We start from the raw sequence: 26,845 nt of genomic DNA, 5'->3' as shown, positions 1-26,845 counted from the left end.
CGGTGGCCGCGGCTACAGTGAGTGCTCGTGCCCGCCGTCATCTCCGCCAGAGGACTCGTCAAGCGCTACGGCGACTTCACCGCCGTCGACGGCATCGACTTCGACATCGAGCAGGGCGAGTCGTTCGGCTTCCTCGGCCCGAACGGCGCAGGCAAGTCGACGACGATGCGCATGATCTCCGCCGTCTCCACGCGCACGGGCGGCTCGCTCGACGTGCTCGGGCTCGACACGAACGACCACGGCCCCGAGATCCGGGCGCAGCTGGGCGTCGTGCCGCAGGCCGACACCCTCGACACCGAGCTGCGCGCCCGCGAGAACCTCGTCGTCTACGGCCGCTACTTCGGCCTGCCGCGCGCCGTCGTGCAGCAGCGCGCCGACGAGCTGCTCGCCTTCGCCCAGCTCGAGGAGAAGGCGAAGGCCCGCGTCGACGACCTCTCCGGCGGCATGAAGCGGCGCCTCACGATCGCGCGCGGCCTCATGAACGAGCCGCGCATCCTGCTGCTCGACGAGCCCACCACGGGCCTCGACCCGCAGGCGCGGCACATCCTGTGGGATCGGCTCTTCCGCCTGAAGGAGCGCGGCACGACGCTCGTGCTCACGACGCACTTCATGGACGAGGCCGAGCAGCTGTGCGACCGCCTCGTCGTCGTCGACCACGGCCGCATCGTCGCAGAGGGCAGCCCGGCGACGCTCATCCGCGAGCACTCGTCGCGCGAGGTGCTCGAGGTGCGCTTCGGCTCGAGCCGCAACGAGCAGGCCGCGGCGACCATCGCCGGCATCGGCGACCGCCTCGAGGTGCTGCCCGACCGCATCCTCGTCTACGCGCACGACGGCGACGCGGCGCTGCAGGCCATCCACGCGCGAGACCTGCGGCCCATCACGAGCCTCGTGCGCCGCTCGAGCCTCGAGGACGTCTTCCTCAGGCTCACCGGCCGATCGCTCATCGAATGAGCACGATGGATGCCTCGCCGCAGCTCGATCGCGTCGCGATCGGGGTCGCCGCCGCGCGCCGCACCCGCAGGCTCGGCTGGTGGTACGTCGCCGAGCAGCGCATCCGGGCCATGCGCGCCTACGTGGGCACGTGGATCGGGCTCGGGCTCGCGTCGCCCTTCCTGTACGTCGCTGGGCTCGGCTTCGGGCTCGCGGTCGTCGTGAACGACGCGCAGGGCGGGCAGGACGTCGGGGGCGCCGACTTCCTGCTCTTCCTCGCCCCCGCCCTCGTGCTGGGCTCTGCGATGCAGACCGCGGCGCAGGAGTCGACGTACGGCATCTTCGGCGGCTTCAAGTGGGTGCCGATCTTCCTCGCCATGCGCTCGAGCCCCGTGAGCCCGGCGCAGATGGTGATCGGCTACACCGTGGGCACCCTCGTGCGCGCCATCCCGCTGTCGCTCGTCTACGTCGCGGCGATCTGGCTGCTCGGCGTCACCGACTCGCCGCGTGCGCTGTGGCTCGTGCCGATCGCGTGGGTGCTGGTGCTCGCGGTCGCGCTGCCCGTCAGCGCGTGGGCCGCGCACCAGGAGCAGGATCGCGGGCAGCTGAACTTCATCGACCGCTTCGTGACGCTGCCGCTCATGCTGTTCTCCGGCACCTACTTCCCGCTCGAGACGCTGCCGTGGTTCCTGCAGTGGATCGGGTGGATCTCGCCGCTGTGGCACGCCGTCGACCTGGGGCGCTGGGCCCTGTACTCGGCGCCCGTGCCCCCGTGGCTCGTCGTCGTGCACGTCGCCGTGCTCGTGGGCTTCGCGGTCGTCGGGTTCCTGCTCGCCGTGCGCGTGTTCCGGAGGAGGCTCGACCTGTGACCATCCACGCCTCCGAGCCGCTGCTGACGCAGCGCCCCCGCGGTCCGCTCTCCGGCATCTACGCGGGCAACGCCCGCGCCGTCATCGGCCGCGGCATGCACGTGATGCGGCGCAACAACCTCACGGTCGTCGTCTCCGGCTTCTTCGAGCCGATCTTCTACCTGCTGTCGATGGGCATCGGCCTCGGCACGCTCATCGGCGTGCTCGAGTACCGCGACGTCGAGGTGCCGTACGCGGCCTACATCGCGCCGGCGCTCATGGCAGTGTCGGCGATGAACGGCGCCGTCTTCGACTCGACGATGAACGTGTTCTTCAAGATGCACTACGGCAAGCTCTACGACGGCATGCTCTCGACGTCGCTCGGGCCGCTCGACGTCGCGCTCGGCGAGATCTTCATGGCGCTCTTCCGAGGCTTCCTCTACGCGTGCGGCTTCATGGCGGTCACGACGATCATGGGCCTCAACCTCTCGCCGACGGCGCTGCTCGCGATCCCCGCCGCCGTGCTCATCGCGTTCGCGTTCGCGAGCCTCGGCATGGCGGTCACGAGCTACATGAAGACGTTCCAGCACCTCGACTACGTGTACTTCGTCATGATGCCGATGTTCCTGCTGTCGGCCACGTTCTTCCCGATCGAGGTGTACCCGCAGCCCATCCAGTGGGTCATCATGGCCATGCCGCTGTGGCACGGGGTCGACATGATGCGGCAGCTCACGCTCGGCGTCGTCGACTGGTCGCTCGCGATCCACGTCGGCTACCTCGCCGTCATGTCGGCGCTCGGCATCGTCTTCACCACGTCGCGGCTGAAGGCGCTCTTCCTGCGCTGACGCGCGTCGCGAGCCCGGGCATCCGAGGTCGCCTAGCGTGGCAGGCATGCCGCGCATCCTCGTCTTCGCCCCCGCCCCGCTGCTCTCGATCGCGATCGAGGAGCACGGCGACCAGCCGGACGTGCACATCCACGTCGGCGGGCAGGGCGTCTGGCAGGCGCGCATGCTGCGAGCGCTCGGCGCCGACGTCGCGCTCGCCGCATCGTTCGCGGGCGAGCCGGGTCGCGTCGCCGAGCGGCTGCTGGGCGACGAGGGCATCGCGGTGGCCGACCTCGACCGCGAGGGCGGCGTCAACCCCGTGCGCATCACCGATCGGCGCTCCGGCGAGCGCGTCGCCATCGTCGAGACCGACGGTACGCCGCTGAACCGCCACGACCTCGATGCGCTGTACTCGATGGTCCTGCGCGAGGCTGCGCACGCCGACCTCGTCATCCTCTCGGGGCCGGTCGACGAGGACACGCTCGACGCCGACGTCTACCGGCGGCTCGCGAGCGACCTGACGGCGCTCGACCGTCGCGTGCTCGTCGACCTCGCGGGCGACCGGCTCGAGGCGGCCATCGACGGCGGCGCGTCGATCGTGAAGGTGAGCCATGAGGAGCTCGTCGCCGACGGCCTCGTCGACGACGGTGAGGACGAGCAGCAGATCGTCGCAGCCATGGAGGCGCTGCGCGAGCGCGGCGTCGACGTCGTCGCCGTGTCGCGCGCCGACGTCGGCTCGCTCGTGCTGCACGAGGGCGGGCTGCTGCGCGTCACGGCACCGCGACTCGAGGTCGTGGATGCGTCGGGCGCCGGCGACTCGTACACCGCGGGGCTCGCCGTCGCGCTCGCCGCCGGCGACGGCGTCGAGGACGCCATCCGGCTCGGTGCGGCGGCCGGCGCGATCAACGTCACGCGCCACGGGCTCGGCACGGGCGACGCCGAGGCGATCCGCGCCGTCGCGACGCACGTGCAGGTCGAGCGCGTGGAGCGCTGACCCGAGCGCTACGGTGCGGGCTGCAGGGTGCCCGACGCGATCCACTCGGCGACGAGCGCGTCGAGCTCGGCCACGAGCGGGTCGTCGGTGCAGGCGCCCAGCTGGATCGTGAAGGCGCCCGTGGAGGCGTCGGTCACGTCGATCGTCGTCGAGCGGCTGCCGGGGCAGGAGTCGCCGAGCGTCTGGTCGCGTGCGCCGCTCCCGCCGAGCGTCGCCTCGAGCTCGTCGAGCATGGCGGCGTCGTCGACGACGTACGGGCCGCCGTCGAAGCCGGGGAGCGCCTGCTGCTGCGTGACGATCGCCCGGTCGATCCGAAGCGCCGGCTCGACCGAGCAGCGAGCCAGGGGAGCGACGCCCACCGCGCCGCAGGGCATGTCGGGATCCGCGCCGGGCGGCAGCGCGACGCATCCGGCGAGCACGACGGCGGTGGCGGCGAGGGCCGCGGCGACGAGCGCGGCGCGAGGGCGGGGGAGGGCCATGCCTGCACGGTACGGCCACGAGCGACGAGCGGGCCGAGCATCCGACGGGAGCGGGGCGTGCGCGGCATGGGCGTCCGCTCCGAGACGACGAACGGACCCCGACCGTGGTCGGGGCCCGTGCGTCGCGAGCCGGATGCGCGCTCGAGGTCAGGCCGAGGTGGTGCCCACGTAGTCGCGGTCGCGCGTGTCCTTCGACAGGAGCAGCACGATGAGCGTCACGACGCCCGCGCCCGCGAGGTACAGGCCCACGAGCAGGGGCGAGCCGTCGGCTGCGCCCCACAGCGCGACGGCCGCGAACGGCGCCGGTGCCGCGCCGATGACGCTCGACAGGTTGTAGGCGACCGCCGAGCCCGTGTAGCGGACGTTCGCCGGGAAGAGCTCGGGCAGGAACGACGCCATCGGTCCGAACGTGAGGCCCATGAGCGTGAAGCCGAGGATGAGCGTGAACATGACGCCGCCGAAGCCCGCGCCGAACAGCGGCACCCACAGCAGGCCGAACACGATGATCGCGGCGGTGACGCCCGTGAGCATCCACTTGCGGCCGAAGCGCTCCGCGAGCGGACCCGCGACGAGCGTGAAGATGCCGAAGAAGACGACGCCGACGATGAGCATCCACAGGAAGTCGTTGCGCAGGTAGCCGAGGCCGGGCACGAACGCCTCGGGGTCGAACGGCCGGCCGGCGGCCTCGGCGGCTGCGGCGCCCGCCTCGACCGACGACGGCGTGGTGCCGAAGGTGAGCGTGAACGTCGTCATCAGGTAGAAGAGCACGTACGTGGCGAACATGATGATCGTGCCCTGCAGCACCTGCACCCAGTTGTGGCGGAAGACGCTGCCGAGCGGCACCTTGACGACCTCGTTGCGCTCGACCACCTTCGTGAACGCGGGCGTCTCGATGAGCTTGAGGCGCACGTAGAGGCCGACGATCACGAGGATGGCCGACAGGAGGAACGGGATGCGCCAGCCGAACGCGTCGAACTGCTCGGGCGGCAGCGTCGCGTTGATGACGATGAAGACCGTGTTCGCGAGGATGAAGCCGATCGGAGCGCCCAGCTGCGGGAAGGTGCCGTAGATGGCGCGCTTGCCCGCGGGGGCGTTCTCGGTCGCGAGCAGCGCGGCGCCCGACCACTCGCCGCCGAGGCCGAGGCCCTGGCAGAAGCGCATGAGGGCGAGGAGCGCCGGCGCGAGGATCTCCCAGCCCGGCGTCAGCGCCGTCGGCAGGCATCCGATGAGCACCGTCGCGATGCCCATGGTGAGCAGCGATGCGACGAGCGTCGTCTTGCGGCCGATGCGGTCGCCGAAGTGGCCGAAGAGGATCGAGCCGATCGGGCGGGCGACGAAGGCGACGCCGAAGGTGGCGAGCGAGGCGAGCAGCTGCGCCGCCTCGTTCTCCGCCGGGAAGAACAGGCGCGGGAACACGAGCACCGCGGCGGTCGCGTAGATGTAGAAGTCGTAGAACTCGATCGAGGTGCCGATGAGGCTCGCGAAGATGACCCGTCCGCGAGAGTTCGCGGGCTTCGCGTGATCGGTGGTGGCGGTTGCGTCAGCCATGAGGCTCCTTCAGAAGTGCTGTGAGCAGCCTAGCCATGCATGCGTGCGACACCGCGTACCCTCCATGCCCGCACCATGCGAGGTTCTCGGCCACTTCTGATGTCAGGAGTGGCCGAGGACCTCGGAACGATCGGTGGGCGGGGCTCGTCAGAGCGAGCGCAGCGCGAGCACCGCGCCCACGGCGGCCTCGGCCGCCTTCGCACCCGTGTCCTCCTTCGACCCCGGCAGGCCCGCGCGGTCGATGCCCTGCTGCTCGTCGTCGATCGTCAGCACGCCGAAGCCGACGGGCTTGCCCGTGCGCAACGCGACCTGGGTGAGCCCATCCGTCGCCGCGTGCGCGATGAAGTCGAAGTGCGGCGTGCCGCCGCGCAGGATGACGCCGAGCGCCACCACCGCGTCGGCACCCCGCTCGAGCACGGCCTGCGAGACGACCGCGAGCTCGAACGCGCCCGCGACGGGGACCTCGCGCACGGTCGCGCCCATCGAGGCGAGCGAACGGCGCGCACCGTCGAGCAGGCCGCCCGCGATGACGTCGTGCCACTGCCCGTAGACGATCGCGACCTGCACGCCCGTCGCGTCGAGGTCGAGGTGGGGTGCGCCGGAGCCGGCCATGTCAGTCTCCCGTCGTGCTCTGCAGCGTCGCTGCGTGGTCGGGCGCGATCTGGTCGGGCAGCATGTGGCCCATGCGGTCGCGCTTCGTCTGGAGGTAGCCCTCGTTGAAGTCGCCGACGCCGACGACGAGCGCCTCGCGCGACGCGACCTCGATGCCGTGCCGCTCGAGCTGCGCGACCTTCTCGGGGTTGTTCGAGAGCAGTCGGATGCTGCCGAGGCCCAGCTCGCGCAGGATCGCCGCGGCAGCGCCGTACTCGCGCGCGTCGGCGGGCAGGCCGAGCGCGAGGTTGGCGTCGAGCGTGTCGAGGCCGTCCTCCTGCAGTCGGTAGGCCTTCAGCTTGTTGATGAGCCCGATGCCGCGACCCTCCTGACCGCGCAGGTAGACGACGACGCCCTCGCCCTCGTCGTGGATGCGCTGCAGCGCCGCGTCGAGCTGCGGGCCGCACTCGCACTTCAGCGAGCCGAACGCCTCGCCCGTCAGGCACTCCGAGTGGATGCGCACGAGCGCGCCGTCCGTCACGGGATGCCCGGCGACGATCGCGACGTGATCCGCGCCCGTGACGAGGTCGCGGTAGGCGAACATGCGGAAGTCGCCGTGGACGGTGGGCACGTTCGTGCACACCTCGTAGCGCACGCGCGGCGCGAGCGTCGGGTCGACGGGCGCGATCGTGGCGACCGCACCGGCCTCGAGGTGGTCGACGAGGTCGGCGATCGTCACGACGACCAGGTCGTGCGCATCGCCGAACGCGATGAGCGACGGCAGGCGTCGCATCTCGCCGGAGTCCTCGACGATCTCGCCGATGACGCCCACGGGCTGCAGACCTGCGAGGGCGAGCAGCTCGACGGTGGCCTCGGTGTGGCCGGGGCGCACGCGCACGCCGCCGTCGACGGCGCGCAGCGGCACGACGTGCCCGGGGCGGCGGAGGTCGGCGGGCGCGGAGGCGGGGTCGGCGAGCACGCGCAGCGTGTGCGCGCGATCGGCTGCCGAGATGCCGGTCGTCACGCCCTCGGCCGCGTCGACCGTCACGGTGTAGGCCGTCTGCCGGACGTCCTCGTTGGCCTCGACCATGAGGGGCAGGCGCAGCCGGTCGGCGATCTCGCCCGTGAGCGGCGCGCACAGGAAGCCAGACGAGTGCCGCACGAGGAACGCGATCTCGGTCGGCGTCGCGAGCTCGGCCGAGAGCACGAGGTCGCCCTCGTTCTCGCGACCCTCGTCGTCGACGACGATGACGGGGCGGCCCGCGCGCAGCGCGCGCACCGCCTGCTCGATGGTGCCGATCATGAGTGTCCTCCCTGCGGCGCCAGGCGCCCTGCCTGCTCGAGGCGCAGCATCCGTGCCACGTGCCTCGCGACGATGTCGGTCTCGACGTTGACGCGGTCGCCGGGGGCGAGGGCGCCGAGCGTCGTCGCCTCGAGCGTCTCGGGGATGAGCGAGACCTCGAGCCACTGCTGCGGCTCGTGCTCGTCGCTCAGGCCCGAGACGGTGAGGCTCACGCCCTGCAGCGTGATGGATCCCTTGCGGGCGACGTACGGTGCGAGCTCGTCGTCGAGCGCGAGGCGCATGCGACGCCATGCGTCGCCGTCCTCGGTCTCGACGACGGTCGCGGTGCCGTCGACGTGGCCCTGCACGATGTGGCCGCCGAGGCGGTCGCCCACCTGCGCGGCGCGCTCGAGGTTCACGCGATCGCCGACGACGAGGTCGCCGAGCTGCGACATGCGCAACGACACCTCCATGACGTCGGCGGTGAACGCGTCGGCGGTCTGCTCGACGACCGTGAGGCACAGGCCGTTCACGGCGATCGATGCGCCGTGCGCGGCGTCGGAGACCGCGAGCGGCCCGCGGATGGTGAGCCTGGCGGAGTCGCCGGCGCGGTCGAGCGCGACGACCTCGCCGATCTCCTCGATGAGTCCGGTGAACATGGCTTCAGCCCTCCTTCGCCGCGGTCGCGGCCGGTCGGATGGTGGCGGTGACGAGCAGGTCGCGCCCGAGGGCCTCGACCTGCACGTCGTCGAGCAGCAGCTGCTCGGCGATCGACGCGACGCCGACGTCGCCGACGGCGGTGCGCGCGCCGCCGAGCAGCGTCGGTGCGACGTAGCAGTGGATGCGGTCGCAGAGCCCGGCGGCGACGATCGCGGAGGCGAGCGTCGGCCCGCCCTCGACGTACACGGTCTGGATGCCGCGGTCGCGCCAGAGCGCCGCGAGCCACTCGGCGGGTGGGCCGTCGACCTGCACGAAGGCCCGCGGATGCGCCTCGAGCCTCGCACCGCTCGGCACCGGCCGGGTGCCGACGACGACGGGGAGCGGCTGGGGCGCCTCGGCGTCGTCGGTGCCGTCGGGCCGTGCGACGCGGGCGGTGAGGCGCGGGTCGTCGGCGAGGACCGTGCCGGTGCCGACGGCGATGGCGTCGTGCAGGGAGCGCTGCGCGTGCACGTGCGCCCGCGCCTCGGGCCCCGTGATCCACTGGCTCGTGCCGTCTGCGGCGGCTGCGCGGCCGTCGAGCGACTGCGCCCACTTCACCGTGACGCGCGGGCGGCCGTGCGTGATCGCGAAGCGCCAGTCGTCGACGAGCGCCTCGGCGCGATCGTCGGGTGCGTGCACGACGTCGACGCCGGCGGCCGCGAGCCGCTGCGCGCCGCCCGCGGAGGCGTCGCCAGGGTCGGCGACGGCGTACACGATGCGCGAGACGCCGGCGGCGAGCAGCGCCTCGGCGCAGGGGCCGGTACGCCCCGTGTGGTTGCAGGGCTCGAGGGTCACGACGGCCGTCGCGCCGCGCACGGATGCGGGCGCAGCCTGCGCGAGCGCCTCGACCTCCGCATGCGGGGTGCCCGCGCCGTGATGCCAGCCCTCGGCGAGCACGTCGCCGGCGGGCGAGAGCAGCACGCACGCCACCTGCGGGTTCTGGCCGCGGGGGCCCCGGGGCGCGAGGGCGAGCGCGCGCTCGAGCGCGGCGCGCTCGGCCTGCGTCGGTGCGGATCCCGCCACCTGTGGTGTCGCCACTCGTCCTCCGGTGTCGAGGCCGCGGGCGCGCAGGGGCAACCCACTCGAGGTGCCACTTCCATCCGGACTCTCACCGTCGGTGCAGGAGTTCCACCTGCTCGGCCACCCGGGTGGGTGGTTCGCGGACTCTGACCGCCGGTTCGGACTTGCACCGACCCCGTGAGCACTCGACGTGTATCGGAAGCCTACAACTCGCCTCCGACGCCCGGCATTCCCGAGGCACCCCTCGCGCCGCGCGCGAGGGAGACCGGCTACCGCAGGCCGACGGCGCGGTACGCGCGGTCGAGCGTCGCCTCGGCGACCTCGGACGCGCGAGCGGCGTTGCCCGCGAGGATGCGGTCGAGCTCGGCGGGGTCGGCGAGCAGCTCGAGCGCTCGCGTGCGGATGGGCTCGACCTCGGCGACGACGGCATCGGCGACCGCGGCCTTGAACGCCCCGTACTGCTGCCCCGCGAACTCGGCCTCGAGGTCGGCGACGGGGCGCCGCGTGACGCTCGAGAGGATCGCCAGGAGGTTCGTCACGCCCGGCTTCTGCGCTCGGTCGGCGCGCACCACGCCCTCCATGTCGGTCACGGCCGAGCGGATCTTCTTCGCGAGCGCCGTCGGCTCGTCGAGCAGCCACAGGATGCCCTTGGGCGAGTCGCCCGACTTCGACATCTTCGACGTGGGCTCCTGCAGATCGTAGATGCGCGCAGCGTCGCCCTGGATGACGGGCTTCGGGAGGGTGAACGTCTCGCCGAAGCGCTGGTTGAACCGCGTCGCGAGGTCGCGCGTGAGCTCGATGTGCTGCTTCTGGTCGTCGCCGACGGGCACGACCTCGGTGTCGAAGAGCAGGATGTCGGCCGCCATGAGCACGGGGTACGTGAAGAGGCCCACCGACGTCGCGTCGGCTCCCTGCTTCGCCGACTTGTCCTTGAACTGCGTCATGCGGCCGGCCTCGCCGAAGCCCGTGATCGTCGAGAGCACCCATGCGAGCTGCGCATGCGCAGGCACGTGCGACTGCACGTAGAGGCATGACCGCGACGGGTCGATGCCGGCGGCGATGTACTGCGCGGCGAGCGTGCGCACGTGCTCGCGCAGCGCCTTGGGGTCCTGCGGCACCGTGATGGCGTGCAGGTCGACGATCGAGAAGTACGCGTCGTACTCCTGCTGCATCGTCTGCCACTGACGGATGGCGCCGATGTAGTTGCCGATGTGCAGCGAGCCGGACGAGGGCTGCATGCCCGAGTAGAGGCGGGGCTTGGTCATGGGGGTTCCTTGGTTCTCGAGCGCGAGCGCGGAGGCGCTCAGAGCGCGTAGTCGACGACGACGGGGGCGTGGTCGGACCATCGCGTGTCCCACGCGCTCGCCTTCGCCACCTCGTAGTGCGTGACGGTCTGCGCGAGCGCGGGGGTCGCGAGCTGGTAGTCGATGCGCCAGCCGGTGTCGGTGTCGAAGGCGCGGCCGCGCTGCGACCACCACGTGTACGGGCCGTCGACGTCGCCCGACTGCGCGCGACCGACGTCGACCCATCCCTGGCCCTTGCCGCGCACGCCGTCGGCACCCGTGACGATCCTGCCCTCGGGCCCGAGGATGCGGTCGAGGTGCGAGCGCTCCTCCGGGAGGAAGCCCGCGTTCCTGCGGTTGCCCTTCCAGTTGCGGATGTCGCGCTCGGTGTGGCCGACGTTGAGGTCGCCCATGACGACGGCGAGCTCGGTGTGCGCACGCACCTGCGGCAGGCGCTTCAGCATCGAGCCGAGGAAGCGCATCTTGTCGTCCTGCTTGGGGGTGCCCACCTCGCCCGAGTGGACGTAGGCGGAGATGACCGTGAGCACGCGCTCGTCGGGCAGGAGGAGGTCGGCCTCGAGCCAGCGGCCCTTCGTGTCGAACGTCTTGAGCCCGATGTCGGTGCGGTGCTCGATCGATGGCATGCGCGAGGCGATGGCGACGCCGGCGCGGCCCTTCGCGGTCGCCGGGTCGTGCAGCACGTGCCAGCCCTCGAGGATGCGCAGCACGTCCTCGTCCTGTGCGCGGACCTCCTGCAGGCACACGACGTCGGGCCTCGCCTCGTCGAGCCACTCGAGCATGCCCTTGCCGGCCGCGGCACGGATGCCGTTGACGTTCACCGAGACGATGCGCATGGGCTCGAGCCTATCGGCGCGCCACCGACACGGCCGGGCGGCGTCACCGCCTGCGGGCCTGCTTCGCGAGGCGCTTGTGGATGGTGCGCATGACGATGCCCTGCTTCGGGTCGTCCTTCTCGCGCTCGGCGATCTCGGCCTTGATCGAGGCGCGGTCTGCGCGTGCGGCGGCGATCGCATCCTCGCGGTCGTTGCGCAGGTCGACGAGCCGCACGTAGGCCTTGCCCGTCGAGCCCGTCGCGACCCAGGCGAGCGCGACGAGCAGGATCTGGTTCACGAGCCCGAGCCACACGAGGATGCCCAGCACGGCTGCGAACGACGCGACGAGCGGGTTCGAGCCGCCCGTGAGCAGCAGCGCCGCGAACTGCTTGAGCACGAAGAAGGCGACGGCGCACGCGAGGGATGCGCCGAGCAGCTGCTTCGCGGGCAGCCGCAGCCGCCCCGCGAAGCGGTAGAGGAGCGCGACGATCGCGGCGTCGAGCGCGAGCTGCGCCACGATGCCGACGACCTGCCCGACGCCGCCGATGCCCAGCGCGTCGGCGATGGCGCTCGTGATGACGAGCAGCGCGGCCGAGGCGAGCACGAGCATGCCGATGCCGAATGCGACGCCCAGGTCGCCGAGCTTCAGGAGCACCGGGTTCGAGCGCACGTCGGGGAGGTGGAAGACGGTGCGGAAGCCCTCGCGGCTCGCGCCGATCCATCCGATGGCCGTGATGAGGATGCCGACCGCGGCGATGGCGGAGCCCCAGCCGAGCACGCTCGACGAGAGCAGGTCGTCGACCTGGATGAGCCCGGAGGAGTCGTCGCCCGTCGAGAGCAGGCCGGGCACGCTGCCCGCGACGGCGTCGATGACGCGGTCGCGCAGCGCGGAGTCGCCACCGAGCACGGCCGCGAAGATCGCGAATCCGATGAAGAGCGCCGCGAAGAGCGAGAGGAACGCGCTCAGCGTCATCCCCTGCGCGAAGATCGGCCCCTTCGCCTGGCCGTAGTGCTGGAGCGCGCGCACGGGACGCGAGCCCAGGATGCGCTGGAAGGCGGTCTGCGCCACGGTGTACCCCCATCTGATGGCGTGCCGACAGCGTAGTCTTGCGGCATGGCAGAGCTGCGTGGAGTCGGTGTCGGTCGCGGGATCGCGGCGGGAGTGGTACTGCGGATGCCGGAGCCCCTCGCCCCGCCGACGACGGAACCCCTGCAGGGCGACGCGGCCGCGGAGACGACGCGCGTGCAGGCCGCGCTCTCCGAGGTGGCGGCCGAGCTCTCCGAGCGTGGCCGCACGGCGGGCGGCGAGGCGCAGGAGGTGCTCGAGGCCGCATCGCTCATGGCGCAGGATCCGGCGCTCGCCGAGGACATCGCGGGCCGCATCGCGCAGGGCACGAACGGCGAGCGTGCGGTGCACGACGCGTTCGAGCAGTTCAAGACCATGCTCATCGCGCTCGGCGGCTACATGGCGGAGCGCGCCACCGATCTGGACGACGTGTCGCAGCGCGTGGTCGCACGCCTGCGCGGCGTGCCCGCGCCGGGCGTGCCCGAGTCGGACACCCCCTTCATCCTCGTCGCGCGCGACCTCGCGCCCGCCGACACCGCGACCCTCGACCTCGAGCGCACCCTCGCGCTCGTGACGCAGGACGGCGGCCCCACGAGCCACACGGCCATCCTCGCCCGCTCGAAGTCGATCACGGCCGTCGTCGGCGTCGAGGGCCTCCTCGCCGCGGTCTCCGACGGCACGCGCGTCGTCGTCGACGCGAAGACCGGGGCCGTGACGCTCGACCCCTCGGACGCCGAGGTCGACGCAGCGAACGCCGAGGCCGAGACGCGGGCGCAGCGCGCCGGCGCCCCCATCACCGACGGCGCGCTCGCCGACGGCACGAAGGTGCCGCTGCTCGCCAACGTCGGCCGCCCGGAGGACGCCGCGAAGGCGCTCGAGCTCGGCGCAGAGGGCGTGGGCCTCTTCCGCACCGAGTTCCTCTTCCTCGACGCGAAGCAGGCCCCGTCGGTCGCCTCGCAGACCGACTCGTACACGCGCATGCTGCAGGCGTTCGAGGGCAAGAAGGTCGTCGTGCGCGTGCTCGACGCCGGCGCCGACAAGCCGCTCGCGTTCCTCAACGACGCCCACGAGGAGAACCCCGCCCTCGGCCTGCGCGGCATCCGAGCGCTGCGCGCGAGCGAGCAGATCCTGCGCGACCAGCTCGAGGCGCTCGCGGCGGCCGACGCCGCGACGAACGCCGACCTGTGGGTCATGGCGCCGATGATCGCGAACAAGGAGGAGACCGAGTACTTCGTCGCCCTCGGGCGCGAGCACGGCCTCAAGACCGTGGGCGCGATGGCCGAGGTGCCCTCGATCGCGGTGCTCGCCGACCAGGTGATGGAGGCGGCCGACTTCGTGTCGATCGGCACGAACGACCTCACGCAGTACACGTTCGCCGCCGACCGCATGCTGGGCACCGTCGCGTCGTTCCAGGACCCGTGGCACCCCGCCGTGCTGCGGCTCATCAAGGTGCTGGGCGATGCGGGCGCCGAGGCGGGCAAGCCCGTCGGCGTGTGCGGCGAGGCTGCGGCCGACCCCGCGCTCGCGGTCGTGCTCGTGGGCCTCGGCGTCTCGACGCTGTCGATGAGCCCTGCCGCGTTCGCCGACGTGCGCGCCGAGCTGCTCGAGGTCACGCTCGAGCAGGCGAAGGCGAAGGCAGCCGCAGCGCTGCGGGCCTCGACGGCTGCGGGCGCGCGAGACGCAGCTGCAGCCGCCTGATCTCGGTCGAGCCCCTTCGCGCCCGCACCGGATGAGCGTGAGTGGAACGCGAGGTGGAATGCACCCTCGACGCGCCGCTCACGCTCATCTCGCGTCGACGGCGATGACGGAGCCGCGCACGCGGCGACGCTCTGCCGTGCGCTCGGAGGCCGGCGCGCTCCGAGCGTGATCCCTGAATGTCTCCTGGATGCTGTGCGGAATCCGTCGTCGATGAGGGTTTGCGCCTTCGGATTCCGCGGCGGACTCGGCGGGGGACAACGGATTGCGGAAACCTCCAAGCCGGTTCGTCGTTACCTCGTCGTGATCTTGTAGGTGTCGTGCATTCCTCATCTTTTGGCCACGAAACGTTCGAATTCGTAGCACAGTGGACGACGGCCGCATGGGCCACGCGAACGAGCGAGCGCCATGACCGTCCGCGTTCACGGCTCGAGCGCATCGCCCGAGAAGAGCGCTCATGCCCCGTCCTGCCCTGCACGCCCGCACACGTCGCCTCGGCGTCGCGATCCTCGCCCTCGCCGCCGCCGTCCTCGTGCCGGCGGCCGCGCTGGCCGCAGCAGCGCCCGCGCTCGCGGGTGGCTCGGACGCACCGACGCCCTACGCCGTGAGCGCCGAGGGCCTCACGCTGCCCGCGGGCTCGACGTTCGCCGACAACGGGCACGTGAACGTGCGCTACGTCGTCGACGGCCGCCAGCGCCCGGCACACGCCCACTTCGAGGCCAAGTGCGTCACGCGCTCCGACGCCGAGTGCGCCGGCGCACGGCACGAGCTCGCGCAGCGGATCGGCGAGCGGTTCCTGTCGTGGGACGCGATGGGCATCCCGCAGGATGCGTGCATCACGTGGGTGCAGATGTCTGCCTTCAACGAGCACTTCGGCGAGGGCCGGCAGCAGCCCGTGTGCCGCACCGCGACGCCCGCGGAGCCCGCGCCGAGCGAGCCCACCCCGAGCGAGCCCGCGCCGAGCGAGCCCACCCCGAGCGAGCCCATCCCGTCCGCGCCGGTGCCGAGCGAGCCCGCGCCTGCCGAGCCCGTGCCGAGCCCGACCGCTCCCGTCGTCGCGCACCCGGAGATCCAGGACTACGTCGGGGAGTGCGACGCAGCGTTCGTGCTCGACAACCGCTCGTCGACCGTCGCCGTGACGTACGAGATCAACGGCATCGTCTTCGTCGTGCCCGCCGGCTCCGGCCTGCACACCGACGCCGACGGCACGCGCATCCAGCCGATCGACGGTCGCTACGTCATCACGACCGACGCGGGTCGTACGTGGACGTTCCCGGCGCGCTCGTGCCAGGTCGCGACGCCCGCCCCGAGCGAGCCTGCCCCGTCCGAGCCGATGCCGAGCCAGCCTGCCCCGTCCGAGCCGACGCCGAGCGAGCCTGCCCCGTCCGAGCCGACGCCGAGCGAGCCTGCCCCGTCCGAGCCCGCCCCGTCCGAGCCCACCCCCTCGGAGCCCGGCGTGGACGTGCCGGCGGTCGAGCCGCCCACGGAGCCCGAGATCCCCACGACCCCCGAGGCGCCGGGCGAGACGGATGCGCCGACGAACCCCGAGACGCCGACGAACCCCGAGACGCCGACGAACCCGGAGACGCCGACGAACCCGGAGACGCCGACGAACCCGGAGACGCCGGTCGAGTCGGAGATCCCCGGAGAGACCGACGTGCCCGTCGTGCTGCCCGAGCAGGGCGAGCTCCCCGCCGAGGTCGGCACGCCTGCGAGCGGCGAGCAGCAGCCCGTCGCATCGCCGACGGCATCCGATGCAGAGGCCGTGGGTGCGTCGCCGAGCGCAGGATCGACGCTGCCGCGCACCGGCGCCGACTCGGTGCTGCTCGCGCTGCTGGTGGGCGCGATCCTCGTGGTCGCGGGCGCCGGCGCCCGCCTCGCCAGGCGCTGACGCCTCGGCGACGTCGTCAGGCGCGAGCGCGCCGCACGGCGTCGCCGAAGGCCTCGGCACGGTCGCGTTCGAGCTCGATGGGCTCGACGACCTCGGAGCGCGCCACCTCCGCGACCGCGCGTCGCAGTCGCCTGCGTGCACGCGCGCGGCGGGCGGCGCCGATCGCCCCGCCGAGCCCCGCGCCCAGCAGGCCGACGAGGATGCCGAGCAGCACGCCCGCCGCGATGAGCAGCGTCGGCACGGGCCATCCTCGCTCGACCGGCACGTCGGGGGCGGGCAGCCCCCACACGGGCAGCAGCGCCGCCGCGAGCAGCCAGCCGATGCCGACGAGCGCGACGCCGAGCGCGAGCCACTGCACGATGGCGAGCACGGCCCACCACCACGAGCCGCGGGCGCCGAGGTCCGTGCCGGCGACGGCGCGATCGAGGGCGTCGGGCACGACGCCGAGCGCCTCGTTCGCGGCCTCGCGCACGGCGGCGCGCCAGCCCCCGTCGAGCCCGGAGGCGGCGGCGTCGCCGTAGGCACGGACCGCGAGCGATGCCTGCGCCCGCTCCGCCGACGACTGCGCGGGCAGCGCCGTGCGGTGCACGTCGGCGTCGCGATCGCGACGGTCGCGGCCCGCGACCAGGTGCAGCCTCCGCAGCGGATCGGGTCGCAGCCGCAGCAGCCAGGCCGTGGGGATCCATCCCGTCGTCTGCCCCGCGCGCTTGCGGTACGAGGCCCCGGTCGCGCGCGCCACCGTCTCGACGCGTGCCGCGACGGCGAGTCCGTCGACGAGCCGCTCGCGCACGGGCGCCGCGACCTCGGGCGCGATGTCCGGTGCGTCGAGGCGCCGCGCGGCGGCAGCGACGTCGGCTGCGAGCCGCTCGGACTGCGCGGCGCGCTCGCGGGCGAAGCGGGCGATGACGGCCCGGACCGCGTCGATGCCGTCGCCGGTCGCGGCGCTCGCGGGCAGCACGCGAGCGTCGGCGAGGCCGTCGGCCGCGAGCAGGCTGCGCAGCGACGCGACGACGTCGGGCACCGAGCCGGGCGGCAGCAGGTCGACCTGGTTCAGCACGACGGCCGTGACCGCGCCGTGCGTCGCGAGCGGCGCGACGAACGCACGGTGCAGCACGGCGTCGGCGTACTTCTGCGGATCCACGACCCACACGAGCACGTCGACCTTGCCTGCGAGCCGCTCGGCGACGGCGCGATGCTCGGGCTCGACGGAGTCGAAGTCGGGGAGGTCGAGCAGGATGACCGACGCCTCGGCATCGCCGGCGAAGGGCGCGCCGATCGGCCGACGGTCGGCGACCTGCAGCCAGTCGAGCAGCGCGTCCGAGCCGGGCGCGCCCCACACCGCGGCGAGCGGCTCGGACGTCGTGGGCCTGCGCACGTGCGCCCTCGCGACCTCCTGTCCGACGAGCGCGTTGAGCAGCGACGACTTGCCGGATCCCGTCGCGCCGAAGAGCCCGACGACCGTGTGCTCGCTCGACAGCGCGCGGCGCGATGCCGCACGGTCGAGCACGCCGCGGATGGCGGCGACGGCGTCGTCGTCGATGCGGCCGGCACCCAGCTCGGCTGCGTCCTCGAGGGCGTCGAGCGCCGCGTCGAGGCTCATGCGGCGCCCTCGGACGCGACCGCGCCCATCGCACGCTCGAGGTCGTGGGATGCGTCCTCGAGCTGCGCGGGCGACGTGCCCTCGCGCACGGGGTCGAGGAGCGGCGCGTAGCGGTCCGACTCCTCGGCGAGCAGCGCCGTCACGCGCTCGTCGAGGTCGGCGCGCGCCTCCTGCGCCATGCGGCGCACGGCGTCCTCGCCGAACACCGTCTCGAGCAGCTTCTGCCCGACCACGGCCGAGCCGCCGGCGATCGCGAGCTCGCCGCCCGTGAGGCCACCCGTCGAGGCGAACACGATGACCATGAGCGTCACGGTGACGGCGTTGAGCCCGAGGGAGAGGATGCGCGCCTTCACGCGCTTGTCGCCCGCCTGGTCGGAGATGCGCTGCACGAGCGCCGCCTGCCACTCGCGCACGAGCCGCGACGTGCGACCGGCGAGGTCGTCGCCCTCGCGGGAGAGGTCGACCCCGGCCGTCAGCTGCCTGCCGGCCTGCGTCGCGCGCACGCGCTGCCATGCGTCACCTGCCGCGCCTCCGGCCTCGTCGACGACGACGGCGTGCAGCCCGTGCTCGATCGCGGTCTCGACCTGCACGACCGGCGCGGGGCGACCCTGCAGGAAGGCGCCGATGCGGTCGCGCGTGCGCGAGAACCAGCCCTCGATCGTGCGGAACACGTCGGACGTGCCGACGAAGTCCTGCCAGCGCGCGAGCACCTCGCCGCGCAGCAGGGCGCCGTCGCTCGTCGCGGCGTGGATGCGGTCGGCGGCGTCGGCGTAGCGCGCCTGCACGACGCGGTCGAGCTCGTCGGCGGCGCCGACCTGCAGCGCGCGCGCCGCCGCCACCTCGCGCGTCGACGCGGCGAGCCGCGTCGCGGCGCCGCCGAGCGTGCGCCCCGCGATGCGTGCGCGCTCGGCCCGGTCGCCCGCGATGCCCGTGAGCCAGCCGCGGATGTCGGCGACGGCATCCGCGGGCAGCATGCCGAGGTCGTCGAGGGGAGCCTCGACGACGGTGAACACGGGAGCGGCGCCCAGGCCGCGCTCGCCGAGCATGCGGCGCAGGTCGTGCTCGACCTCGTCGGCGGCGCCCCGGGGCACGCGGTTCAGCACGACGCCGACCGTGACGTCTCGGCCCGCGGCGTCCTCGAGTGCGGCCCACGGCACGGCGTCGGCGTAGCGGTTGGCGGTCGTCACGAACAGCCACAGGTCGGCGGCGGCGAGCAGCTGGCCGGCGAGCGCGCGGTTCTCGTCCGCGACGGAGTCGAGGTCGGGTGCGTCGACGATCGCGAGGTCGGCGGGCACGCGCTCGTGGCCGACGAGCACGACCGAGCCGATGCGCGTCGCATCCGGCTCGTCACCCGCCGTCGACGCCGGCAGCGGGTCGGCGCGCACCTCGCCCGAGACGCGGGCCAGCTCCGGCAGGATCCGCGTCGACGCGAACCAGCCGCGGTCGCTCGGCGCATGCAGCAGGATGGGCTGCCGCGTGGTGGGGCGGATGACGCCCGTGCGCGTGACGGGCAGGCCGACGAGGGCGTTGACGAGCGTCGACTTGCCTGCACCGGTCGACCCTCCGACGACCGCGAGCAGGGGAGCGTCGAGGTTCGCGAGCCGCGGCTCGACGTAGTCGTCGATCTGCCGCAGCACGCGCGAGCGCAGATCCCGGGCGGCGTCGACGCCCTCGACGGCGAGGGGGAGTCGCGTGGCGTCGAGCGCGCCGCGCAGCGACGCGAGGCGCTCGAGCGCGGCGATCGTTGCTTCGGTCACGCCACCAGCATGCACGAGCGGGCTGGGCGGCGCGCGGCCCTTGCCGTGCGCGTCAGCGTGCGACCGCGCGCTGCGGGCGGCGGTGCGCCCGCAGGCGTGCGGCGACGGTCGCGGCCGCCACCACGACGCACACGATGGCGGCGACGACGGGGATGACGGTCGACGACGGCTCGCCCGTCGCCCGAGCGACGCCGATCCAGGCGACGCCCCACACGATGGCGAGCATGGGACCGAGTCGCCCGTGGCCGCGGAGCGCGAGCGCGATGCCGATGCCCGCGACGACCACGAGCACGATGCTCGCGGGTATCGCGAACGCCTCGGGGCGCAGTCCCATGTCGGCGAGCCACGCCGCGACGTTCGCGACCGTCGCGACGCACACCCAGCCGAGATAGAGGCCGAAGGTGCCGTCGACGACGACGGTCTCGACGAGCGACCGGGCGCGGATGCGGCGCAGCGTCTCGAAGATGGCGATGAGGGTGAGCAGCAGCGCCACGATGATGACGACCGTGAGCGCGACGGCGGTCGCGAGGCTCGCCGTGATCCACGCCGCGTTCAGCACCATCGACGCGAGGGCGAGCCAGCCCATCCACCGCTGCCGCGGGTCGGCCTGGTTGCGCGGCAGCACCTGCCAGATGCCGTACACGGCGAGGCCGAGGTAGATGACCGACCAGATCGAGAACGCCGTGCCGGCGGGTGCGAGCGGCGTCGCATCCGAGGCGAAGGCGCCCTCGCCGACGCCCTCGGCGGTGCCGCCGCCCAGCAGGCCGGAGCCGACGGCCGCGCCGAGCAGCGTGGCGGGCACGGCGACGAGCACGAGGATCGCGCGCACGCGATCACGGGTCGTCGGGGCGGATGCGGTGCGGTCGTCGGCGGTCATGCCGCCGACGCTATCCAGGCACGCACCGAGGCCGCGCGGGGTTGACAGCCGGCTGACTACTTGCCAGCGCGACGAGCCGCGGCGAGGTCAGAGGATCTGCCCGATGGGCTCGCGCTTCTCGGCCTGGAAGCGGTCCTCGGTGCGGCCGAGCGCCCAGTAGCCCGAGAGCGAGAGGTCCTCCCGAGGGATGCCGGCGCGACGCACGACGTCGCGGATCGCCTTCATCGACTCGCGCTCGCCGTGCGCGAAGACCTGCGTGCGGCCCTCGTCGAACGCGTGCCGCGCGACGGCGTCGGCGAGCACGCTCGAGGTGCCCGCCACCACGTCGTCGCCGCGGTGCAGCCACACGACGTCGATGCCGGCGGGGGAGACGAGCGGCAGCTCGTCGGCGGCGCCGTGCACCTCGACGTATGCCGTGCCCCTCGCAGCGGGCGCGTGCGCGGCCATCCATGCGAGGGCGGCGCCGATCGCGGGGATCGCCGCCTCGTCGCCCGCGAGGAGGTGCGCGTCGGCCTCGACGTCGGGCACGTAGCCGCCACCGGGGCCCGAGAAGACGATGCGGTCGCCCGGCTGCGCGGCCGCTGCCCACGGGCCCGCGAGGCCCTCGTCGCCGTGCACGACGAAGTCGATCGCGACGCGGTCGTGGGCCACCACGGGCACCGAGTACGTGCGCGAGACCGGCAGGTGCTCGGGTGCGAGCGTCGCACGCAGCTCCTCGACGTCCCACGGCGCGTCGAGCTCGTGGCCCGGCTGCGTGAACCACAGCTTCACGTAGCGGTCCGTCGCCTCCGAGCCGTCGAACGCGACGAGGCCGGGTCCGCCTGCCCAGACGCGCACGAGATGCGGGCTGCGCCGCTCGACCTCCAGCACCTCCAGCACGTGCGTCGGGCGGCTGCGGCGGGCGGGCGCGGACATGCGACTCCTCGAGGTCAGGGCAACCTCACGAGCCTACAAGCGTGCGCCCGGTGGGGCGGGACGACGGACGGCCCGGAGCCGAGGCCCCGGGCCGTCCGTCGACCTGTGTCGCGCGTCAGGACACGCGACCCGACGTGAGCGCCGCCTTGACCTCGGCGATCGCCTTCGTCACCTCGATGCCGCGCGGGCATGCGTCGGTGCAGTTGAAGGTCGTGCGGCAGCGCCACACGCCCTCCTTGTCGTTGAGGATGTCGAGGCGCACCTGCGACGCCTCGTCGCGGCTGTCGAAGATGAAGCGGTGCGCGTTGACGATGGCGGCCGGGCCGAAGTACTGGCCGTCGGTCCAGAACACGGGGCACGACGTGGTGCACGCGGCGCACAGGATGCACTTCGTGGTGTCGTCGAAGCGCTCGCGCTGCGCGATCGTCTGGTGGCGCTCCTTCTCGGGCTTGCCGGTGGCCTGCAGGAAGGGCTGGATCTCGCGGAAGGAGTCGAAGAACGGCTCCATGTCGACGATGAGGTCCTTCTCGAGCGGCAGGCCCTTGATCGCCTCGACGTAGATGGGCTTCGAGATGTCGAAGTCCTTGATGAGCGCCTTGCACGCCAGGCGGTTGCGGCCGTTGATGCGCATGGCGTCCGAGCCGCAGACGCCGTGCGCGCACGAGCGACGGAAGGCGAGCGTCGAGTCCTGCTCCCACTTGATGCGGTGCAGCGCGTCGAGGATGCGCTCGGTCGGGTACATCTCGACGTCGTAGTCGACCCAGCGCGGCTCGTCGTCGACCTCGGGGTCGAAGCGGCGCACGTTCACGGTCACCGTGAACGACTTGGGCTCCTCGATCTCCTCGGCGGCCTCCGCTGCGGGGGCGGGATCCTCGATGGGTGCACCACCCGTCGTCTCGGGACCCGCGGCGACCTCGCCGCCGATGGCCGTGCCCGGCTCGGAGGGGGAGACCGACTGGCTGTCGGCGGTCGTCGCCGCCGCGGCCTCGTCGGCCTGCGCCTCGGGGTCGCCGGCCTCGACCGCAGCCTCCTGCGGCGTGACGGGGGTGTTCTTCTCGCTCTCGTGCGTCGCCATCAGTACTTCCGCTCGGTGGGCTCGTAGATCGTCTTGCGCACGGGCTTCCAGTCGAGCCGGATGTGGTCGGTCGAGTCGGCCGAGTGCGGGTCGCCGGACAGGTACGCCATCGTGTGCTGCATGTAGTTGTCGTCGTCGCGCTTCGGGTAGTCGTCGCGCATGTGACCGCCGCGCGACTCCTTGCGGTTCAGCGCGCAGACGACGAGGACCTCGGCGAGGTCGAGCAGGAAGCCCAGCTCGACGGCCTCGAGGAGGTCGGTGTTGAAGCGCTTGCCCTTGTCGCGCACCGCGACGCCCAGGTAGCGCGTGCGCAGCGCGCGCACCTCGTCGGCAGCCGCCTGCAGCGTCTCCTCGGTGCGGAAGACCTGCGCGTTGCGGTCCATGGTCTCCTGCAGCTCCTTGCGGATCTGCGCGACCGACTCGGTGCCCGTCGACGCCCGCAGCTGCGAGAGCATGCCGACGACGCCGGATGCCGCATCGTCGGGCAGCGGCACGAAGTCGGCCGTCTTCGCGTACGTCACGGCGTTGTTGCCGGCGCGCTTGCCGAAGACGTTGATGTCGAGCAGCGAGTTCGTGCCGAGGCGGTTCGAGCCGTGCACCGAGACGCACGCGCACTCGCCCGCGGCGTAGAGGCCGGGCACGACGGTGTCGTTGTCGCTCAGCACCTCGGCGTCGTTGTTCGTCGGGATGCCGCCCATGGCGTAGTGCGCCGTCGGGTACACCGGCACGCGCTCGACGACCGGGTCGACGCCGAGGTAGGTGCGAGCGAACTCGGTGATGTCGGGGAGCTTGGTCTCGAGCACCTCGGCGCCCAGGTGGGTGCAGTCGAGGTACACGTAGTCCTTGTGCGGGCCGGCACCGCGACCGTCGAGCACCTCCTGCACCATGGAGCGCGCGACGATGTCGCGCGGTGCGAGGTCCTTGATCGTGGGGGCGTACCGCTCCATGAAGCGCTCGCCGGATGCGTTGCGCAGGATGGCGCCCTCGCCGCGCGCACCCTCGGTGAGGAGGATGCCGAGGCCCGCGAGGCCCGTCGGGTGGAACTGGTAGAACTCCATGTCCTCCAGCGGCAGGCCCTTGCGCCAGATGATGCCGACGCCGTCGCCCGTGAGGGTGTGGGCGTTCGACGTCGTCTTGAAGATCTTGCCGAAGCCACCGGTCGCGAAGACCACCGACTTGCCCTGGAACACGTGGATCTCGCCGGTCGCGAGCTCGTACGCGACGACGCCGGCGACGCGCTGCACGCCGTCGACCTCGGCCATGACGAGGTCGAGCGCGTAGAACTCGTTGAAGAAGTTCACGCCGTGCTTGACGCAGTTCTGGTACAGCGTCTGCAGGATCATGTGGCCCGTGCGGTCCGCGGCGTAGCAGGCACGGCGCACGGGCGCCTTGCCGTGGTCCCGCGTGTGCCCGCCGAAGCGGCGCTGGTCGATCTTGCCGTCGGCCGTGCGGTTGAACGGCAGGCCCATGTTCTCGAGGTCGAGCACCGCGTCGATGGCCTCGCGCGTGAGGATCTCGGCCGCGTCCTGGTCGACGAGGTAGTCGCCGCCCTTGACGGTGTCGTAGGTGTGCCACTCGGCGTTGTCGTCCTCGACGTTCGCGAGCGCTGCGGCCATGCCGCCCTGCGCCGCTCCCGTGTGGGATCGCGTCGGGTAGAGCTTCGTGATCACGGCGGTCGAGGCATTGGGTGCTGCCTCGATCGCGGCTCGCATGCCGGCACCGCCTGCGCCGACGATGACGACGTCGAACTGGTGGTAGTGGATGCCGTCGGACACGGTCGACTCGGTCATGGGGTGATGGGACTCCTGGATCAGCGGTCTGCGCAGAACGACGGCAGCAGCTCGAGGTCTGCACCCGGGGGGCAGGGGTCGAACGTAAAGGTGATGAGCGTGCCGAGCGCGATGAGGATGACGGCGCTCGCGAGGATGGCGCCGAGGGCGATGCGGCGGAGGCCTTCGCGATGCACGTAGTCGTTGACGATCGTGCGCATGCCGTTCGAGCCGTGCAGGATCGCGAGCCACAGCATCACGACGTCCCACCACTGCCACAGCGGGTTGGCGAACTTGCCGCCGATGAACCCGAAGTCGATGGCCTGGATGCCGCCGGGCGTGAAGATGAGGTTGTACGAGAGGTGGCCGAAGATCAGCACGACGAGCACGACGCCCGATGCGCGCATGAAGATCCAGCCGGCCTTCTCGAGGTTGGGGCCGCGACGGCCCTTCGAGCGCGCGGGGTACGCGTAGGGCGTGCGGGGGCTCTCGACGGTGGCGGTCATCAGTGCTCCCCGAAGACGTTCGCGAGGTGCGTCGGCGCGAATCCGGCCATCAGCACGAGCACGAGGCCGATCACGACCCAGAACAGGATGCGCTGGATGCGCGTCGCGACCGGGAAGGCGTCGACGGCGATGATGCGCAGGCCGTTCATCGCGTGGAACACGACGGCTCCGACGAGCGCGAGCTCGCCGAGGCCCATGATCGGGTTCTTGTACGTCGCGATGACGGCGTTGTAGGCCTCCGGGCTCACGCGGATGAGCGACGTGTCGAGCACGTGCACCAGGAGGAAGAAGTAGATGCCGATGCCCGAGATGCGGTGGAGGACCCACGACCACATGCCCTCGTTGCCGCGATAGAGCGTGCCCGCGATGCGGAGACGCGACGGCTTGGGATCGGCGAGGGTCTGGGTGCGGGAGCTTGCCACGCGTTCCCTCCTCACGAGAATCGTTCGAGCGGATGCCGTCTCTCATCCTATGCCTGCGCCGGGGTGGAGCCGACCACGGGCATGGCAAGAACGGCGGTTCTTCTCAGCCTCCCATGGCAGCGCGCGACGCGCGAAGGAATTCCCGCACCGGGTCCAGAAAGCGGTAGCCTCGCGGCATGCGAGTGACGATGCTCGGCCGAGGGGTCGACTACGACGAGGCGTGGGCGCTGCAGCGACGCCTCCACGACGAGGTGGCGACGGGCGGGGAGGACGTCCTGCTGCTGCTGGAGCACGACCCCGTCTACACGGCGGGCACCAGCACGCACGAGAGCGACCTGCCCACCGACGGCTCGCGCGTCGTGCACGTCGACCGCGGCGGTCGCATCACGTGGCACGGCCCCGGCCAGCTCGTCGCCTACCCGATCGTCGCGCTCGGCGACCTCGGCGTCGTCGACTGGGTGCGCAGGCTCGAGGAGGCGATCATCCGCACGCTGCGCCCGCTCGGCCTCGACGTCGAGCGCGTGCGCGGTCGCGCGGGCGTGTGGCTGCGCCCGGACGGCTCGCCCGCCTCGACCGACCGCAAGATCGCCCAGGTCGGGGTCCGCGTGGCAGGCGGCGTCTCGACCCACGGGATCGCGATCAACGTCGACCCCGACCTGTCGGCGTTCGACCGCATCGTGCCGTGCGGCATCGCCGACGCAGGGGTCACGTCGATCGCGGCCGAGCTCGGCGCCGCCCCGAGCGTCGAGGAGGTGGGCGAGGCGTTCGCGGCCGCCCTGCTCGCGCTCGGCGTCGCCGAGCCGCAGCCCGCGCAGCCGGTCGCCGTCGCCACCGCATCCACCGCATCCATCGAGGAGGTCGCGGCATGAGCTGCGCAGGACCGAACGGCGCCGTGCTCGACGCCGGCGCACCCGCGCAGGCCCCCGAGGGCCGCAGGCTGCTGCGCCTCGAGGTGCGCAACGCGCAGACGCCCATCGAGCGGAAGCCCCCGTGGATCAGGACGCGCGCTCGCATGGGCCCGGAGTACACGGCGCTCACCGAGCTCGTCGAGGCGCAGGAGCTGCACACCGTGTGCCAGTCGGCGGGCTGCCCGAACATCTACGAGTGCTGGGAGGACCGCGAGGCGACCTTCCTCATCGGCGGCGACCAGTGCACCCGCCGCTGCGACTTCTGCCAGATCGACACCGGCAAGCCCGCGCTGCTCGACCGGCTCGAGCCCGGACGCGTCGCAGCGTCGGTGCGGGAGATGGGGCTGCGCTACGCCACCGTGACGGGCGTGTGCCGCGACGACCTCGAGGACGAGGGCATCTGGCTCTACGCCGAGACCGTGCGGCAGATCCACGCCGTGAACCCCGGCGTCGGCGTCGAGATGCTCGCACCCGACTTCAGCGGCGACCGCCACCTGCTCGACGAGCTGTTCTCGACGCGACCCGAGGTCTTCGCGCACAACGTCGAGACCGTGCCGCGCATCTTCCGCCGCATCCGCCCCGGCTTCCGCTTCGAACGGTCGCTCGACGTGCTGCGATGGAGCCGCGACGCGGGCCTCGTGACGAAGTCGAACCTCATCCTCGGCATGGGCGAGACCGACGGCGAGGTGCTCGAGACGCTCGAGCGGCTGCACGACGCGGGCTGCGACCTCATCACGATCACGCAGTACCTCCGGCCGTCGCCGCGCCACCACCCCGTCGACCGCTGGGTCGAGCCGGCGGCCTTCGCCGACCTCGCGGAGGCCGCGACCGAGATCGGCTTCGCAGGCGTCATGTCGGGGCCGCTCGTGCGGTCGTCGTATCGGGCCGGCACGCTCTATCGGCAGGCGCTCGCGGCGCGCGGGACGGGCGAGACGGCAGCGATCGTGACGGGCATGGGTGCGGGCGCCCCCGCATCCGCGCCCGTCGGCATCACGAACGGAGGCAGGCGCGTCGCCTGACCGCGGCGCAGGCC

Annotated in this window: 25 protein-coding genes and 1 riboswitch; of the genes, 8 read left to right on the top strand and 17 right to left on the bottom strand. The window is 72.6% G+C overall.

The annotated features are described in order from the left end of the window. Positions 1-27: 27 nt before the first annotated feature. Genes ACFQPP_RS10335 through ACFQPP_RS10320 form a run of 4 tightly spaced genes read left to right on the top strand, consistent with a single transcriptional unit; the run spans position 28 to position 3,596 of the window. Entirely contained in the window at positions 28-951 is a 924-nt protein-coding gene (locus ACFQPP_RS10335; protein ID WP_376916508.1) for an ABC transporter ATP-binding protein, read from the top strand. 5 nt (positions 952-956) lie between these two features. Continuing rightward, positions 957-1,799: an ABC transporter permease gene (locus tag ACFQPP_RS10330; RefSeq protein ID WP_376916507.1), complete on the top strand. Its 843-nt coding sequence runs from the start codon at positions 957-959 to the stop codon at positions 1,797-1,799. After that, positions 1,796-2,623: an ABC transporter permease gene (locus ACFQPP_RS10325; RefSeq protein ID WP_376916506.1), complete on the top strand. Its 828-nt coding sequence runs from the start codon at positions 1,796-1,798 to the stop codon at positions 2,621-2,623. Before ACFQPP_RS10330 ends, ACFQPP_RS10325 begins: the two co-directional genes overlap by 4 nt. Positions 2,624-2,669: 46 nt before the next feature. Beyond that, positions 2,670-3,596 carry a PfkB family carbohydrate kinase gene (locus tag ACFQPP_RS10320; protein WP_376916504.1) on the top strand — a complete coding sequence of 309 codons (927 nt, stop codon included), beginning with the start codon at positions 2,670-2,672 and terminating at the stop codon, positions 3,594-3,596. An 8-nt stretch (positions 3,597-3,604) separates the two neighbouring features. On the opposite strand, the gene ACFQPP_RS10315 is transcribed toward ACFQPP_RS10320, so the two are convergent. From ACFQPP_RS10315 to ACFQPP_RS10275, 9 genes are all read right to left on the bottom strand, one after another. Further along, entirely contained in the window at positions 3,605-4,075 is a 471-nt protein-coding gene (locus tag ACFQPP_RS10315) for a hypothetical protein (protein ID WP_376916503.1), read from the bottom strand. Between the two features lie 147 nt (positions 4,076-4,222). Then, positions 4,223-5,623, bottom strand: a complete 1,401-nt coding sequence (locus tag ACFQPP_RS10310; protein ID WP_376916502.1) for an MFS transporter — start codon at positions 5,621-5,623, stop codon at positions 4,223-4,225. Between the two features lie 147 nt (positions 5,624-5,770). Beyond that, on the bottom strand, positions 5,771-6,235 hold the full coding sequence (gene ribH / locus ACFQPP_RS10305) for a 6,7-dimethyl-8-ribityllumazine synthase (RefSeq protein ID WP_376916501.1): 465 nt from the start codon (positions 6,233-6,235) through the stop codon (positions 5,771-5,773). A 1-nt stretch (position 6,236) separates the two neighbouring features. Then, on the bottom strand, positions 6,237-7,517 hold the full coding sequence (ribA, locus tag ACFQPP_RS10300) for a GTP cyclohydrolase II (RefSeq protein WP_376916500.1): 1,281 nt from the start codon (positions 7,515-7,517) through the stop codon (positions 6,237-6,239). Further along, positions 7,514-8,155, bottom strand: a complete 642-nt coding sequence (locus ACFQPP_RS10295; RefSeq protein ID WP_376916499.1) for a riboflavin synthase — start codon at positions 8,153-8,155, stop codon at positions 7,514-7,516. Before ACFQPP_RS10295 ends, ribA begins: the two co-directional genes overlap by 4 nt. Before the next feature lie 4 nt (positions 8,156-8,159). Further along, positions 8,160-9,218, bottom strand: a complete 1,059-nt coding sequence (ribD, locus tag ACFQPP_RS10290) for a bifunctional diaminohydroxyphosphoribosylaminopyrimidine deaminase/5-amino-6-(5-phosphoribosylamino)uracil reductase RibD (RefSeq protein ID WP_376916498.1) — start codon at positions 9,216-9,218, stop codon at positions 8,160-8,162. A 62-nt stretch (positions 9,219-9,280) separates the two neighbouring features. Next, a riboswitch (FMN riboswitch) is annotated at positions 9,281-9,402 on the bottom strand. 82 nt (positions 9,403-9,484) lie between these two features. Beyond that, a complete protein-coding gene (gene trpS, locus ACFQPP_RS10285; RefSeq protein ID WP_376916497.1) occupies positions 9,485-10,480 on the bottom strand; it encodes a tryptophan--tRNA ligase in 996 nt (331 codons plus the stop codon). A 38-nt stretch (positions 10,481-10,518) separates the two neighbouring features. Next, a complete protein-coding gene (locus ACFQPP_RS10280) occupies positions 10,519-11,352 on the bottom strand; it encodes an exodeoxyribonuclease III (RefSeq protein ID WP_376916496.1) in 834 nt (277 codons plus the stop codon). Between the two features lie 43 nt (positions 11,353-11,395). Continuing rightward, a complete protein-coding gene (locus ACFQPP_RS10275; RefSeq protein ID WP_376916495.1) occupies positions 11,396-12,400 on the bottom strand; it encodes a YihY/virulence factor BrkB family protein in 1,005 nt (334 codons plus the stop codon). 45 nt (positions 12,401-12,445) lie between these two features. On the opposite strand from ACFQPP_RS10275, the gene ptsP reads away from it, so the two are divergent. Both ptsP and ACFQPP_RS10265 read left to right on the top strand, forming a co-directional pair. After that, positions 12,446-14,095, top strand: coding sequence for a phosphoenolpyruvate--protein phosphotransferase (gene ptsP, locus ACFQPP_RS10270; protein ID WP_376916494.1), 1,650 nt, complete (start codon positions 12,446-12,448; stop codon positions 14,093-14,095). Positions 14,096-14,549: 454 nt separating this feature from the next. Next, complete coding sequence (locus tag ACFQPP_RS10265) at positions 14,550-15,983, top strand: hypothetical protein (RefSeq protein WP_376916493.1); 1,434 nt, start codon at positions 14,550-14,552, stop codon at positions 15,981-15,983. A gap of 16 nt (positions 15,984-15,999) precedes the next feature. Here the strand turns inward: ACFQPP_RS10265 and ACFQPP_RS10260 are convergent, their stop codons facing one another. The 8 genes from ACFQPP_RS10260 to sdhC all read right to left on the bottom strand — a co-directional run bounded on the left by ACFQPP_RS10260 (position 16,000) and on the right by sdhC (position 24,904). Beyond that, complete coding sequence (locus tag ACFQPP_RS10260) at positions 16,000-17,583, bottom strand: GTPase family protein (protein ID WP_376916492.1); 1,584 nt, start codon at positions 17,581-17,583, stop codon at positions 16,000-16,002. Next, positions 17,580-19,340: a dynamin family protein gene (locus ACFQPP_RS10255; RefSeq protein WP_376916491.1), complete on the bottom strand. Its 1,761-nt coding sequence runs from the start codon at positions 19,338-19,340 to the stop codon at positions 17,580-17,582. Before ACFQPP_RS10255 ends, ACFQPP_RS10260 begins: the two co-directional genes overlap by 4 nt. Before the next feature lie 52 nt (positions 19,341-19,392). After that, entirely contained in the window at positions 19,393-20,217 is an 825-nt protein-coding gene (locus ACFQPP_RS10250) for a TspO/MBR family protein (RefSeq protein WP_376916490.1), read from the bottom strand. Between the two features lie 87 nt (positions 20,218-20,304). Further along, the gene (locus ACFQPP_RS10245; protein ID WP_376916489.1) at positions 20,305-21,132 is read right to left on the bottom strand and encodes a siderophore-interacting protein; all 828 of its coding nucleotides are present in this window, start codon (positions 21,130-21,132) and stop codon (positions 20,305-20,307) included. A gap of 115 nt (positions 21,133-21,247) precedes the next feature. Beyond that, positions 21,248-22,207 carry a succinate dehydrogenase iron-sulfur subunit gene (locus ACFQPP_RS10240; protein ID WP_376916488.1) on the bottom strand — a complete coding sequence of 320 codons (960 nt, stop codon included), beginning with the start codon at positions 22,205-22,207 and terminating at the stop codon, positions 21,248-21,250. After that, positions 22,207-23,997: a succinate dehydrogenase flavoprotein subunit gene (sdhA, locus tag ACFQPP_RS10235; protein ID WP_376916487.1), complete on the bottom strand. Its 1,791-nt coding sequence runs from the start codon at positions 23,995-23,997 to the stop codon at positions 22,207-22,209. Before sdhA ends, ACFQPP_RS10240 begins: the two co-directional genes overlap by 1 nt. Positions 23,998-24,017: 20 nt before the next feature. After that, on the bottom strand, positions 24,018-24,482 hold the full coding sequence (sdhD, locus tag ACFQPP_RS10230) for a succinate dehydrogenase, hydrophobic membrane anchor protein (protein ID WP_376916486.1): 465 nt from the start codon (positions 24,480-24,482) through the stop codon (positions 24,018-24,020). Beyond that, a complete protein-coding gene (gene sdhC / locus ACFQPP_RS10225) occupies positions 24,482-24,904 on the bottom strand; it encodes a succinate dehydrogenase, cytochrome b556 subunit (RefSeq protein ID WP_376916485.1) in 423 nt (140 codons plus the stop codon). Before sdhC ends, sdhD begins: the two co-directional genes overlap by 1 nt. A 176-nt stretch (positions 24,905-25,080) precedes the next feature. Here sdhC and lipB point away from each other — a divergent pair, with 176 nt between their 5' ends. Together lipB and ACFQPP_RS10215 are read left to right on the top strand one after the other, a co-directional pair. Further along, positions 25,081-25,773 (top strand): lipoyl(octanoyl) transferase LipB, encoded by a 693-nt coding sequence (lipB, locus tag ACFQPP_RS10220; RefSeq protein ID WP_376916484.1) that lies wholly within the window; start codon positions 25,081-25,083, stop codon positions 25,771-25,773. Continuing rightward, a complete protein-coding gene (locus tag ACFQPP_RS10215; RefSeq protein ID WP_376916483.1) occupies positions 25,770-26,831 on the top strand; it encodes a lipoyl synthase in 1,062 nt (353 codons plus the stop codon). The genes lipB and ACFQPP_RS10215 overlap by 4 nt, the downstream gene beginning before the upstream one ends. Positions 26,832-26,845: the final 14 nt, after the last annotated feature.

Source organism: Agrococcus sp. GCM10030265 (genome assembly GCF_042666675.1).
In the GTDB taxonomy this organism is placed as follows: Bacteria; Actinomycetota; Actinomycetes; order Actinomycetales; family Microbacteriaceae; genus Agrococcus.
The sequence above is the reverse complement of the archived record's forward strand: the minus strand, read 5'-3'. Positions and strand labels throughout refer to the sequence as shown.

Coding starts and splice junctions, on each gene's coding strand:
- ACFQPP_RS10330 (WP_376916507.1), top strand. CDS start 957: ATGGATGCCTCGCCGCAGCTCGATCGCGTCGCGATCGGGGTCGCCGCC.
- ACFQPP_RS10320 (WP_376916504.1), top strand. CDS start 2,670: ATGCCGCGCATCCTCGTCTTCGCCCCCGCCCCGCTGCTCTCGATCGCG.
- ACFQPP_RS10315 (WP_376916503.1), bottom strand. CDS start 4,075: ATGGCCCTCCCCCGCCCTCGCGCCGCGCTCGTCGCCGCGGCCCTCGCC.
- ACFQPP_RS10310 (WP_376916502.1), bottom strand. CDS start 5,623: ATGGCTGACGCAACCGCCACCACCGATCACGCGAAGCCCGCGAACTCT.
- ribH (WP_376916501.1), bottom strand. CDS start 6,235: ATGGCCGGCTCCGGCGCACCCCACCTCGACCTCGACGCGACGGGCGTG.
- ribA (WP_376916500.1), bottom strand. CDS start 7,517: ATGATCGGCACCATCGAGCAGGCGGTGCGCGCGCTGCGCGCGGGCCGC.
- ACFQPP_RS10295 (WP_376916499.1), bottom strand. CDS start 8,155: ATGTTCACCGGACTCATCGAGGAGATCGGCGAGGTCGTCGCGCTCGAC.
- trpS (WP_376916497.1), bottom strand. CDS start 10,480: ATGACCAAGCCCCGCCTCTACTCGGGCATGCAGCCCTCGTCCGGCTCG.
- ACFQPP_RS10280 (WP_376916496.1), bottom strand. CDS start 11,352: ATGCGCATCGTCTCGGTGAACGTCAACGGCATCCGTGCCGCGGCCGGC.
- ptsP (WP_376916494.1), top strand. CDS start 12,446: ATGGCAGAGCTGCGTGGAGTCGGTGTCGGTCGCGGGATCGCGGCGGGA.
- ACFQPP_RS10265 (WP_376916493.1), top strand. CDS start 14,550: ATGCCCCGTCCTGCCCTGCACGCCCGCACACGTCGCCTCGGCGTCGCG.
- ACFQPP_RS10260 (WP_376916492.1), bottom strand. CDS start 17,583: ATGAGCCTCGACGCGGCGCTCGACGCCCTCGAGGACGCAGCCGAGCTG.
- ACFQPP_RS10250 (WP_376916490.1), bottom strand. CDS start 20,217: ATGACCGCCGACGACCGCACCGCATCCGCCCCGACGACCCGTGATCGC.
- ACFQPP_RS10245 (WP_376916489.1), bottom strand. CDS start 21,132: ATGTCCGCGCCCGCCCGCCGCAGCCGCCCGACGCACGTGCTGGAGGTG.
- ACFQPP_RS10240 (WP_376916488.1), bottom strand. CDS start 22,207: ATGGCGACGCACGAGAGCGAGAAGAACACCCCCGTCACGCCGCAGGAG.
- sdhA (WP_376916487.1), bottom strand. CDS start 23,997: ATGACCGAGTCGACCGTGTCCGACGGCATCCACTACCACCAGTTCGAC.
- sdhD (WP_376916486.1), bottom strand. CDS start 24,482: ATGACCGCCACCGTCGAGAGCCCCCGCACGCCCTACGCGTACCCCGCG.
- lipB (WP_376916484.1), top strand. CDS start 25,081: ATGCGAGTGACGATGCTCGGCCGAGGGGTCGACTACGACGAGGCGTGG.
- ACFQPP_RS10215 (WP_376916483.1), top strand. CDS start 25,770: ATGAGCTGCGCAGGACCGAACGGCGCCGTGCTCGACGCCGGCGCACCC.